We start from the raw sequence: 12,382 nt of genomic DNA on the forward strand, positions 1-12,382 counted from the left end.
CCCGCCAACCGCCACATCTCCAGACCGCCAACAGGACCTTCATCGCGTGAGTGACTACGATCTGTACGCCATCGGCAACGCCCTGGTCGATTTCGAATGCCGGGTCAGCGAGGACGAGCTCAGCACCCTCGGTGTCGACAAGGGCCTGATGACCCTGATCGACGCCGACCGGCGCCAGGCCCTGATCGACGGCCTCGGCACGCGCGACACACACCGCGCCTGCGGTGGCTCGGCCGCCAACACGGTGATCGCACTCGCGCAATTGGGCGGGCGCGGCTTCTACTCCTGCCGCGTGGCAAACGACGAGACGGGCGATTTCTACCTGACCGACCTGACGGCCAACGGGGTCGACAGCAACCTCGTTGGCAGCGCACGCCCGGACGGTGACACAGGCACCTGCATCGTGCTGGTCACACCCGACACCGAACGCAGCATGTCCACCTTTCTCGGCGCCACCGCCGACATCGACCGTGGTGCGATCGACGCCGACGCCCTCACCCGCTCGCGCTTCCTGTACGTCGAGGGCTACCTGGTCGCGTCGCCGACCGGCCGCGCGGCAGCGATCGAGGCACACCGCATCGCGCGCGACGCCGGCGTGCCCACCGCGCTCACATTGTCCGACGTGAACATGGTCGCCGGCTTCCGCGACGGCCTTCTGGCCATGGCGGCACCCCGCATCGAGCTGCTGTTCGGCAACCGCGACGAAGCCCTGCTCATGACCGAAACCGACACCATCGCGGCGGCCGGCGAGGCGCTGCGCCGCGACCTCGCCGACACGGTGGTCATCACCGACGGCGCCAACGGCTGCACGGTGTTCACTGCCGAGGGACGCGTGCCGGTGGACGCAACCCGGGTGACCGCGGTGGACAGCAACGGGGCCGGAGACATGTTTGCCGGCGCCTACCTGTTCGCGCTCAGCCAGGGGGCGCCGCACCGCGACGCCGCCGCACTCGCCTGCCGCGCCGCTTCCCGCGTGGTCGCGCATTTCGGCCCGCGCCTGCCGGCCGAGGTCACGCGCGCCATCCGCGACGAGGCCTGAACGCGGTGTGCGGCAAATCGGCACAGCGCACGCGAGTTTGTCTCTGAAACGACACCTGTGCCGCCGCTGCGATACCGCGCAGCGCGGCAGCCTGTAACGCTAGGCGCGAACACGTCTGCGCCACTGCGAGCCCAGCACCCTGCGCGGCAAGCCATGACCGCTTGGCCAGTGACGGCACACTTCCTGCCGGACGATTGGTTGCCTGGCGACACGCCGTCGCCGATCAAGGCGAACGGATTTCGCAGGAGACCGACGACGTGCCCAACCTCTCGACGACCGCACACGACAAGGCAGTGACCGTGACAGCAGACCTCATAGACCGCATTCTCGTTGAAAGCGAAGCCGTGATCCCGCGCGACCAGCGCGCCCGCATCGGCTCCTTTATCAGCCAGTACTACAGTGGCGTGCCACTTGCCGACCTGCAAGGCAGCACACCTGCGAATTTGAGTGGCGCGGCACTGGCCCACTGGGCGGCGGCAGAGAAGCGCAAACCCGGCGAAGCGCACCTCAGGGTGTACAACCCGCACGCCGAGCGCCACGGCTGGCAATCGCCACACACCATCGTCGAGTTGGTGACTGACGATCGGCCGTTCCTCGTCGATTCATTGCAACACGCGCTGGCCCGAGCGGGCGTGACAGTGCACCTGACTGTGCACCCGATTCTGGCTGCCGAGCGCGACAGTGCCGGTCGACTCTCCGGCCTCGCCGACGTCGAAACGGCGGACACCCACCGTGAGGCCTGGGTGCAGATCCAGGTGGACAAACGCACCGACACCGAGACCCTGCGGGCACTCGAAATCAACCTGCGAGGCGTGTTGACCGACGTCACGGCGGCCACACAGGACTGGCCGACGATGCTCGAACGCGCCGACCTCTGCGTCGCCGAGCTCGGCGCGCGTGAAGGCGACGCCGCAGCGGCCGAGGGCAGCGCCTTCATGCAGTGGCTGCGCGACGGCCACTTCACCTTCCTGGGTTATTGCGAGTACGCCGTCGCGGGCAAACAGCTCAAGCTCAACAAGAAGGCGTCGCTCTGCGCGATTCACAACCGCCGCGGCTCGGACGCGCAGACCGCGCGGGACGTGTTGCCCCAGGCCGACGTGCTGATCGACGACGAGAGCCCGTTGTTGGTGACCAAGTCGGCGTTGCACGCCACCGTGCACCGCGACGCCCGCATGGACCTGATCGCGGTCAGTGTGCGCAATGATGCCGGTGAGATCAGTGCGTGGCGCTGCTTCCTCGGTTTGTTCACGTCGCACGCATACCGCGCCCTGGTCAGCGACATCCCGCTGCTGCGACGTCGCGCCAAGACCGCGATCAAGGCGACCAAGTTGAACCCCTACGGTCACGACGGCAAGCAGTTTGCCGACATCATCGAGACCTTCCCCCGCGACATGTTCCTGCAGACCAAGGCACCCGAGCTGACCGCGATGGTCACCGGTATCCTGCACTTGCAGGAGCGCCAACGTGTGGCGTTGTTCGGGCAACGCGACCGTTTCGGCCGGTTCTACAACTGTCTGGTGTACGTGCCGCGCGACAAGTACGGCCGCGAGTTGCGACTGGCGGTGCAGGCGATACTCGCCGATTCCCTCGACGGCTACGACGTCGAGTTCGACACCGAATTCTCGTCGGGCTCGGCCCTGGCCCGGCTGAACTACGTGATCTGGAGCCGCAGCAACGCATTGGACCACGACATCGATTGGGCGGCACTCGAGCAGAAACTGATCGACGTCGCGCGCAGCTGGGAGGACCAGTTCGCCGAGAGCCTCCACGACCACTGCGGCGAGGAACGCGGCAACGCCCTCTTCGCGCTCTACGGCGGCGGCTTCGACGCGGCGTACAAGGACGCCTTCCAGGCCTCGGCCTCGGTTTTCGACGTCGAGCGTATGGAATCGATCGCCGAGAGCGGCGACCTGGCCCTGCAGTTCTTCCGTCCGCTGCTGGCAGACGAAAACGTGGTGCACTTCAAGCTCTACTCGCCGAACGCCTCGGTGGAGCTGTCCGACGTGCTGCCGGTGCTCGAGAACATGGGCCTGCGCGTGATCGGCGAGCACCCCTTCATTGTCCAGCGCAGCGACGGTATCACTTTCCACCTGCACGAGTTCACCCTGCGCGCACGCGACGGGCAACACATCGACCCGGACGCCGTATCCGAACAATTCATCGAGACGTTTGCCCGCGTCTGGCGCGGGGAAGTTGAAAACGACAGCCTGAACCAGTTGGTTGTTCAGGCCGGCCTGAGCTGGCGTGACGTGCTGGTGCTGCGGGCGCTGTCGAAATACATGCAGCAGATCCGCAGCCCGTTCTCGCAGCAGTACATCGCGACCAGCCTGCACAGCAACACCGCGATCGTCCGCGACATCGTTGCCCTTTTCCACGCCCGCTTCGACCCCGCTCAGGCGGCAGACAATGCCGACACCGTCGCGCGCATCGACGCCGAGATCGACGCCCAACTCGAGCACGTTGCGAGCCTCGACGAAGACCGGATTCTCAGGACCTTCCGCAACCTCGTCAGCGCGACCCTGCGCACCAACCACTTTCAACGTGACGGCGCGGGCCAACACAAGGACTACCTGTCAATCAAACTCGACCCGGCGCAGATCGAGGGTATCCCGCTGCCGCGTCCGATGTTCGAGATTTTCGTCTGCTCGCCGCGTGTCGAAGGCGTGCATTTGCGCGGCGGCAAGGTGGCGCGCGGTGGTCTGCGCTGGTCAGACCGGCGCGAGGACTTTCGCACCGAGATCCTCGGGTTGGTCAAGGCGCAGATGGTCAAGAACGCCGTCATCGTGCCGGTCGGCTCAAAAGGCGGATTCGTGCTCAAGCAGGCGCCGGCTCCCGGCGACCGAGAGGCCTTCATGGCCGAGGGCGTGGCCTGCTACAAGACCTTTCTGCGCGGCCTGCTCGACCTGACCGACAACCTCGTCGCGGGCGAGATCGTGCCACCGACCGACGTCGTGCGCTACGACCCAGACGACCCCTACCTGGTCGTTGCTGCCGACAAGGGCACCGCGACCTTCTCCGATTTCGCTAACAGCGTCTCCAAGGAATACGGCTTCTGGCTCGGCGACGCCTTCGCCTCAGGCGGCTCCAACGGTTACGACCACAAGGGCATGGGGATCACGGCGCGGGGTGCCTGGGAATCGGTCAAGCGGCATTTCCGCGAAATCGGTGTCGACACCCAAACCGAGGACTTCACTGTGGTTGGCGTCGGCGACATGGGCGGCGACGTGTTCGGCAACGGCATGCTGCTCTCGGAGCACATCCGCCTGGTGGCCGCGTTCAACCACATGCACATCTTCATCGACCCGTCGCCGGACGCGACCAGCAGCTTCGCCGAGCGCCAGCGCCTGTTCGAGACGCCGCGCACCACCTGGGAAGACTACAACCTCGACCTCATCTCCGAAGGCGGCGGCATCTACGCGCGCAGTGCCAAGTCGATTACCTTGACGAAACTCGCATGCAATGCACTCGGCCTTGAAAAAACCACCCTGACACCAAACGAGCTGATAAACGGCATCCTCAAGGCGCCGGTGGACTTGTTCTGGAACGGTGGCATCGGCACCTACATCAAGTCATCAGACGAAACCCACGCCGACGCGGCAGATCGCGCCAACGACGCCGTGCGGGTGGACGCCACCGAGTTGCGCTGCCGTGTGATCGGCGAGGGCGGCAACCTCGGCGTCACCCAGGCCGGACGCATCGAATTCGCGCGGCGACACGGGATCGGCGAAACCACCGCACTCAACTACACCGACGCGATCGACAACAGTGCAGGTGTGGACTGCTCGGACCACGAGGTCAACATCAAGATCCTGCTCGACCAGGTGGTCGAGCAGGGCGAATTGACCGAGAAGCAGCGCAACAAGACGCTGGAGGCCATGACCGACGAAGTGGGCCTGTTGGTGCTCGAGGACAACTACCAGCAGACCCAATGCATCACGCTTGCAGCCGCGCAAGCGCCTTCCCTGATGAGCGAACACGGACGGTTCATGACCGACCTTGAAGTCGCCGGGCAACTCAACCGGTCGCTCGAGTTCCTGCCTGACAAGGAGCAGATTGCCGAACGCCTGGCCGCGAGCGAGGGCCTGTCGCGGCCGGAACTGGCGGTGCTGGTGTCCTACGCGAAGATGACCCTGTACACCGAGGTGCTCGAGTCCGACGTCCCGGACGACCCCTTCCTGATGCAGGTGCTGGTTGACTACTTTCCGGCCTTGCTGGCCGAGCGTTACCGCGATCAGATGGCGCACCACAGGCTGCGGCGTGAAATCATTGCGACCGTGCTGACCAACGCCTTCGTCAACCGGTTGGGGCCAAGCTTCGCGTTTCGCCTGCGCAGCGAGATCGGCGCCGAGGTGGCGGACCTGATGCGCGCCTTCGTCGTCACCGTCTCGCTGTTCGACATGGACGGTCTGTGGCGGGACATCGAGGCGCTGGACAACAAAGTCTCGTCGTCGGTGCAGAGCGACCTCATGATCCTGGTGCGGGGTCTGGTCGAGCGATCGATTCACTGGCTGGTGCGCGCCCGCCGGGCTCAGGGGGCCATCACCGACAGCATCGACTATTACCAGGCGGATCTGCACACCCTGATTGAAGCACTGCCCAAGCCGCTCGCGATCATCAACCGCCAATCGCTGGAGGCGCGCGCGGCCTACTTCGTCGGCGCCGGCGTCAGCCGCGAACTGGCCGCCCGTGTGGCCAACGTGGTGCCGCTGTCATCCGCCCTCGACGTGGTCGAGGTGGCGAAGCAGACCGGCAGCGACGTGAGCCTCGTCGCCAGCGTGTACTTTGAACTCGGCGCCCGACTGGAACTCCAATGGTTGCGCGACCAGATCGCCGAGATCAGCGTCAACAACCACTGGCACAGCCTGGCAAAGTCGCGGTTGCGCGCCGACCTGCACAACCAACAACGCAAGCTGACCGCCGAAGTGATCACCACGGTCAAGGGCGCGAAAAAAGCGGACACGCTGGTACAGAAATGGGCCGACAACGGCGAGAGCCACCTGCGCAGCTACCAACGGCTGATGAGCGAGATCAAGGCCGCCGAGTCGACCGACTTCGCCATGCTGTCGGTCGCGGTCAACGAGGTGCACGACCTGCTGCAGACCGACGCTGCGATGACGTGAGGCGGTCCGGCCGGGAGCGGTCCGGCCGGGAGCTGCCCGACCGAGCGCGGCCCGACCGTGGCACACCCGGGCACGCGACCGACGTGCCCCGGGTCGACACCCGCCCGGCTGTCCTCTGGGCGGCCTGAGCCGTCGCCATGCGTTGCCTCATACCCGCTGGCCCGGTGGACGCGGTGCTCGAGATCAAGCGGTCGCGCTTCTTGACCCACATCGCGCACGCCGGCAGCGCACGTGACGCCGAGGCCTGCATCGCTCGGCAACGCGCGCATCACCCCACCGCGAACCACGTCTGTTGGGCGTTCATTGCCGGTGCCCCGGGGCACACCACGGCCGTGGGCTGCTCGGACGACGGCGAGCCGAGCGGCACCGCCGGAAAACCCATGCTCAACGTGCTGCAGCACGGCGAAATCGGCTTTGTGGTTGCCGCTACCGCACGCTACTTCGGCGGCACCAAACTGGGCACCGGCGGGCTGGTGCGCGCCTACACGCAGGCGGTGGCCGATGCACTGGCCACCCTCGAGACACAGCCCTGGCGTGCGCGGACCGCCGTGCGCGTCACCGGCCCGTACGCCGCCGAGTCCGCGTTGCGTCGTGTGCTGGCCGCACACACGGCACCGGTTGAAGACACGCGCTACACCGACAGCGTCGAACTGCTGAGCAGCGTACCGTCGGACCAACTCGATGCCCTGCAACGGGCCGTGCGCGACGCCAGCCACGGCCTGGCCGAGGTCAGCACACGGTGAGCACGCGGCGAACCGGTCTGGTCATGATGGCCCTCGCCTGGGTCGTCGGCGGTGCCCTGCTCGCGTTGGTGTTCAACCGCACACTCGACGACCGCCACAACCCCAATGACAACCCCGACACGCGCACGCGCGGTGAACTCGTGGAGGTGACCCTGCGGGCCAACCGCCAGGGTCACTTCGTCGCTGGCGGCGAGGTCAACGGGCAACGCGCACGCTTCCTGCTCGACACTGGCGCGACCGACGTGGTGTTGTCGGCCGAGCTGGCAGAGCGCGCCGGCCTGACCCGGGGTCGGGCGTCCCGCGCACGTACCGCGAATGGCACGATCACGGTCTATGACACGGTCATCAACCGTGTGCGCCTCGGTGGGATCGAACTGCCACGCGTGAACGCCAGCATCAACCCGCGCATGAGCGGCGACCACGTGCTGCTCGGCATGAGCTTTCTCGGTCAGCTCGAACTCGTCCAGCGCGACGGCACGCTGGTGCTGCGACAGCACCCCTGAGCCTGCGGCTGTCCGGGGCAGGCGCCGTCAGCTGCCGGCCGGCGGTGAGTCGACGTACGGCAGCCGCTCGGTCGACGGTTGCCAGCTGCCCGCCGCGGTCAGCGCATCGAGGTGGTCGGCGATGCCGCCGAGTGTGGTGAACCAGACGTCGCGTTCGTTCAGGGTGCGCTCGATCCAGGCTTCGACCAACCGCCAGCGCGCGAGTCGACCGGTCAGAAACGGGTGCACGATCAGCATGAAGAACCCGCCGACCGCATACTGCGCCTCGAACTCCTCCCAGAAGCCTGCAAGGCCCGCACTCGGCGCCTGCACCGGCATCATGTAGCCGATTTCCTCGTAGTGCGCGAACGGCGGCCAGTCGTCGGTGCCCCAGTGCACCGGCATCTCGTACAACCCGCCGCGCGCGGTCTCGACCCGGTAGGGGATATCGTCGGCCATCATCGAGCTGTCGTAGCGGAAACCGTGCTCGATCAGGAGATCCAGCACCTCGTCGGTGATGTTGTACACCGGAGCCCGATAGCCGGCCGGCGCACCACCGCACACCCGCGCATGCACGGCCAAGGTGCGATCGAACCACGCGCGCTGCTCACCGTAGGTCACGATCGGGTCTTCGTGCAGGTAGCCGTGGTAGCCGATTTCGTGTCCGCCTTGCAAAATGGCTTCGGCGGTCTCGGGGTAGGTCTCCAGGCACCAGCCCGGAATGAAGAAGGACTGCGACAAACCGAATCGGCGGTAGGTGTCGAGGATACGCGGCAAGGCCACGTTGGGCCCATACCGCCCCATCGAGGTCGGGTAGAGCCGTCGGTGGCTGTCGGCGGGCCTGGCGATGTGGATCAGGCTGTCGGCGTCCATGTCGAAGGTGATGGCGACGGCGCACCGTGCACCGTTTGGCCAGGGGATGGGGTTGCGCAACATGCCGTGCCTCCGTTCCGTGGGCGTGTCAATCGCCGTCGAGGACGTGCACGTCCTCGGGACGCCAACTGAGCCAGACCGTGTCACCACTGCTGAGCTCGTGCTGGTTGAGCTCGCGCTCCTGGACCTGGACCTTGAATTCGGTGCCGTCGTCGCTCTCGCAGAAGAGTGTGACCACCGAGCCAACAAACTCCTCGGATATCAACGTGCACTGCACGCGGTTGGCGTCGTCGGGTGCCTCGGTCGACACCGACACACGGTCCGCCGAAACGACGAACTCGATCCGCGCCCCCTCACCTGCCGCGGTGCCGGGGACCCGGTAGCGGCCGGACGGGGTCGCCACAGCGGCGTCGCCGGCGTCGTTTCCGGTGACCTCGCCGGCCAGGATGTTGTTGCGGCCCACGAATTCAGCGACGAAGCGGTTCGCAGGTGCCCGGTAGATGTCCTTGGGTGTGCCGATCTGGTCGATCCGACCCTGGCTCATGATCACCACGCGGTCCGCCATGGCGAAGGCTTCGGACTGCGAATGGGTCACGTAGACGAAAGTGATGCCGAGCTCGCGCTGCAGTTGGGTCAGCACCGCCTGCATGCGGATCACGAGGTTGGCGTCGAGCGCCGAGAGCGGCTCGTCGAGCAACAACATCTCCGGCTCCATCACCAACGAACGCGCCAGGGCGACGCGTTGCCGCTGCCCGCCGGACAGCGTACTGATGTCGCGGTCGGCAAAGGCCCCGATCTCCATGCGCTCGAGCCAATCGAGGGCGCGTCGTCGGCGCTCCGGCGCAGCCACGCCGCGCATCTTCAGTCCGAACTCGACGTTTTCGCGCGCACTCAGAAACGGAAACAGGGCGAGCGATTGCCAGACCAACGGCGTATCCCGCTCGTGCGGTTTGACGTCGTTCATGAGCCGCCCGTCGATGTGGATCCCGCCGGTGGTCGGCGTCTCCAGACCCGCCAGCATGCGCAAGGTCGTGGTTTTGCCGCAGCCCGAGGAACCCATGATCGCGAGAAACTCGCCGCGGGCGATCTCGAGGTTCATGTTCTCGACGGCGACGAAGTCGCCGAACTGCTTCCGCACCTGGCTAAAGCGGGCAAGTGGTTCAGACATGGTGGCTGTGGCCCTTGACGCGACGGCTGATGAACACCACCTGGGCGAGCACGATCAGCGTGATGGAGATCAGAAAGACGAAGGTGCCAATGGCGTTCACCTGGGGATCGATGTTGCCTTGCACGATTTCGAGGATGACGACGGGCACGGTCTGGTTGAGCCCGGAGACGAACCACGCGACGGCAAACTCGTCGAAGGAGACCGCCGCCGCGAGGCAGAGCGCCGAGACGATTGCCGGCCGGCAGAACGGCAAAATGACGTGCCACATCGTCTGCCACTCACTGCCACCGAGGTTCCAGGCAGCCGACTCGAGATCGGGGTCCATCTGGTTCAACCGCAGCCGGATGATCGCCATCGCGAACGGCGCAGTAAGCACCGAGTGCGCGATGATGATCGACCCCAGCTGGCCCGACAAGCCAAGCTTGGACAGCCAGGCGAGCATGGCGAGCGCCATGATGATCAGCGGGATCGTCGGCGGCAGAAGAATCAGCGCGAGGAAGGCCCCCTTGAAGCGGAACCGGTAGCGGTAGTCGGAGTAAGCTGTGCAAAAACCCAGAAAGGTCGCGATCAACGCCGCACAGGCCGAGACCGTCAGCGAGTTGATCGCGGCCTTCCAGACGTCGGGGTCCGCGAGGATCTTCTCGTACCATTCGGTGGAAAAGTCCCCCAGCGGGATCGTCGGAAAGCGCTGCGAATTGAACGAGAACACCAGGCTGAACGCAATCGGCGCAAACACGAAGGCAAACACGGCGAGCACATAGGCGCCAAACACCGCGTTGGACAGCCTCACCGAGCACCCCCTTTCCGGTAGGCAAAGGCAATCGCGGCGAACGCCACGGTGAAGAGCGTCGCCATCATCATGATGGCCACCACTGCAGCACGTGGCCACTGTTGCCCCGACTTGGTGGTGTCGAGGATCAGGATCGGCAGGGTTGGCTCCTGCGAGCCGCCGAGGTAGAACGGCGCGACGAAGTCACCGAAGCTCAGGATGAAACAGAACAACATCGCGACGATCAGCCCGGTGCTCGCCAGCGGGATGATCACCCGCCACAGGGTCGCCAGCGGTTTGCAGCCGAGGTTGCGCGCGGCTTCGACCAGCGTCTTGTCGATATTCGCCATGCTGACCGTCTGGAGGATAACGGCGAGCGGCAGCGTCAGCGTGAGGTAACCGACCAGCGTGCCGAAGTGGGTGTTGAGCATCTTGAACGGCCCGAGTCCGACGTAGCCGAGCGCCGCGTTCAACACCCCGCTCTCGGCGAGGATCACATACCAGGAAAAGGTCCGCACGATGTACGACGAGAAGAAGGGGATGATCAGCAGAAAGATGGCGAAACGGCGGACCGATTCCGACGCTCTGAAGGCCAGCGCGTAAGCCGCCGGAAACGCGACCAGCATGGCGGTGATCGCACTCACGGTGGCGATGAACAGCGTGTACCAGTAACTGTCCCAGAAGTAGCTGCGCGAGAGCATCTTCTGCCAGTTGACGAACTCGAACGCCTCGGTCATCCGGTAGTTCTTCACCAGATAAAACGAGATCGCCACCATGAACAGCAAGGGGCCAACGAAGAACAACACCTGCCACAGGATGATCGGCAGCCGCCACGTGAGGGCGTAGACGTCGGGCTTGCGCGTCATGTCGCGCGACACCGGCGACCACCCGAGGCACAGGGGAGAGTGAACTGCACGCGCCCTCCAGGCGTGGAAACGGGGTCGTTGAATCGCCGACGGCCCTGGGCGTGCCGTGCAGCGCGGTCTGGCCAGGCCAGCAGGGTCCGTTGCGCACCGACCGATTGCCGGTGCACACGGGCATCAGCGGTATCAGGCGTTCTTGTACTCGGACCAGAAGTCGTTCCAGTCTTCGAGGCTCTGCTGCTGCGGGATATCGCGGTAGTGCACCCGGCCGTCGTTGATCAACGCAATCGGCTCGTTCGGCATGCCGTCCATCTGGTGGCTGCGCTTGGCTTCCGCCGGGTCCTGTTCGATCAGCGCCGCGCGGCCCGCCTTGGTGATGCAGAAGCCCGGGTACGCGAGCATCTGCGCCGATTTGACCTGACCGGCCGGCGACAGCATGTACTGGATGAACTTCTTGCAGATGTCAGCCTTCTCGCTGCCCTTGCCGATCGAGTAACTCTCGGTCCACTGGATACCGCCCTCTTTCGGAATCGCCGAGGCAACCGGAGCGCCATCGCGTTCGAGTGCACCGGTGATCCAGTCTCCGATGCCGCACATCGCCAGCATCTCACCGTTCTTCAGCCCGTTGAAGGTGCCGCCGTAATCGAAGTAGCCGCCGATCTGCGACCGCAGGCTCATCGTGGTGTCCTGCACCGCCTGCCACGCCGCGTCGTCGAGGTCCCAGAGCGCGGCGCCGTTGCCGTTCTTGAGGCTCATCATGCCGAGGCTCGGCAGGTGCCAGTCGAAGTGCCCGACCTTGCCGGCGAGTTCTTTCTTCCAGAAGGCGTCGTAGCTCGTCGCCTCCTCGGCACTGACCGCCGTGGTGTTGTACGACACGCCCAAGTGGCCACAGCGCACCATCATCGAGTACAGCGTGCCGTCCTTCCAGTGCCCGGGAAACTCGGTGAAATCGCTGTGCAGCATGTCGTCAAAGGGGTAGTCGGCCGCGTCGAGCGGGTCGATGTAGCCCGCGGCGTTGAGCTGCTGCACGAACTCCGCGTCGGAGAGGATAAGGTCGTAGGTGCCCGGCGGCGACTGCGCGATCAAGGCGAGCATGTTGTCGCCACCAGCGTAGTACTTGGGTACGAATTTGACGTTGTTGGCTTCCTCGAACTCGCCGACGATGTCGGGCTCACCGTGGCCGTACCAGGCCAGCATGTTGATCTCGGTGGTGGTCGCCCACGCACGGCTGATGAAGGGCGCAGACAGGATAGCGCCGCCGCCCATGCGCAAGACGTCGCGTCTGTTCATCGATTTCCGGGGTGTGTCATCAGCCATGGTGTGCT

9 protein-coding genes are annotated in these 12,382 nt (G+C 65.4%); 4 read left to right on the forward strand and 5 right to left on the reverse strand.

Annotation, left to right across the window (positions count from 1 at the left end):
• Positions 1-46 precede the first annotated feature (46 nt).
• From AAGA11_09825 to AAGA11_09840, 4 genes are all read left to right on the forward strand, one after another.
• Positions 47-1,039 carry an adenosine kinase gene (locus tag AAGA11_09825; GenBank protein ID MEM9603150.1) on the forward strand — a complete coding sequence of 331 codons (993 nt, stop codon included), beginning with the start codon at positions 47-49 and terminating at the stop codon, positions 1,037-1,039.
• A 257-nt stretch (positions 1,040-1,296) separates the two neighbouring features.
• Entirely contained in the window at positions 1,297-6,159 is a 4,863-nt protein-coding gene (locus AAGA11_09830; protein MEM9603151.1) for an NAD-glutamate dehydrogenase, read from the forward strand.
• A 137-nt stretch (positions 6,160-6,296) separates the two neighbouring features.
• Positions 6,297-6,902, forward strand: coding sequence for a YigZ family protein (locus tag AAGA11_09835; GenBank protein MEM9603152.1), 606 nt, complete (start codon positions 6,297-6,299; stop codon positions 6,900-6,902).
• Complete coding sequence (locus AAGA11_09840; protein ID MEM9603153.1) at positions 6,899-7,405, forward strand: TIGR02281 family clan AA aspartic protease; 507 nt, start codon at positions 6,899-6,901, stop codon at positions 7,403-7,405. The genes AAGA11_09835 and AAGA11_09840 overlap by 4 nt, the downstream gene beginning before the upstream one ends.
• 27 nt (positions 7,406-7,432) lie before the next feature.
• On the opposite strand, the gene AAGA11_09845 is transcribed toward AAGA11_09840, so the two are convergent.
• From AAGA11_09845 to AAGA11_09865, 5 genes are all read right to left on the reverse strand, one after another.
• Entirely contained in the window at positions 7,433-8,320 is an 888-nt protein-coding gene (locus AAGA11_09845) for a polysaccharide deacetylase (GenBank protein ID MEM9603154.1), read from the reverse strand.
• A gap of 25 nt (positions 8,321-8,345) precedes the next feature.
• Positions 8,346-9,425, reverse strand: coding sequence for an ABC transporter ATP-binding protein (locus AAGA11_09850; GenBank protein ID MEM9603155.1), 1,080 nt, complete (start codon positions 9,423-9,425; stop codon positions 8,346-8,348).
• Positions 9,418-10,215 carry an ABC transporter permease gene (locus AAGA11_09855; GenBank protein MEM9603156.1) on the reverse strand — a complete coding sequence of 266 codons (798 nt, stop codon included), beginning with the start codon at positions 10,213-10,215 and terminating at the stop codon, positions 9,418-9,420. Before AAGA11_09855 ends, AAGA11_09850 begins: the two co-directional genes overlap by 8 nt.
• On the reverse strand, positions 10,212-11,060 hold the full coding sequence (locus AAGA11_09860) for an ABC transporter permease (GenBank protein ID MEM9603157.1): 849 nt from the start codon (positions 11,058-11,060) through the stop codon (positions 10,212-10,214). The genes AAGA11_09855 and AAGA11_09860 overlap by 4 nt, the downstream gene beginning before the upstream one ends.
• Before the next feature lie 183 nt (positions 11,061-11,243).
• On the reverse strand, positions 11,244-12,374 hold the full coding sequence (locus AAGA11_09865; GenBank protein ID MEM9603158.1) for a spermidine/putrescine ABC transporter substrate-binding protein: 1,131 nt from the start codon (positions 12,372-12,374) through the stop codon (positions 11,244-11,246).
• Positions 12,375-12,382 lie beyond the last annotated feature (8 nt).

Source organism: Pseudomonadota bacterium (assembly GCA_039196715.1).
GTDB lineage: Bacteria > Pseudomonadota > Gammaproteobacteria > CALCKW01 > CALCKW01 > CALCKW01.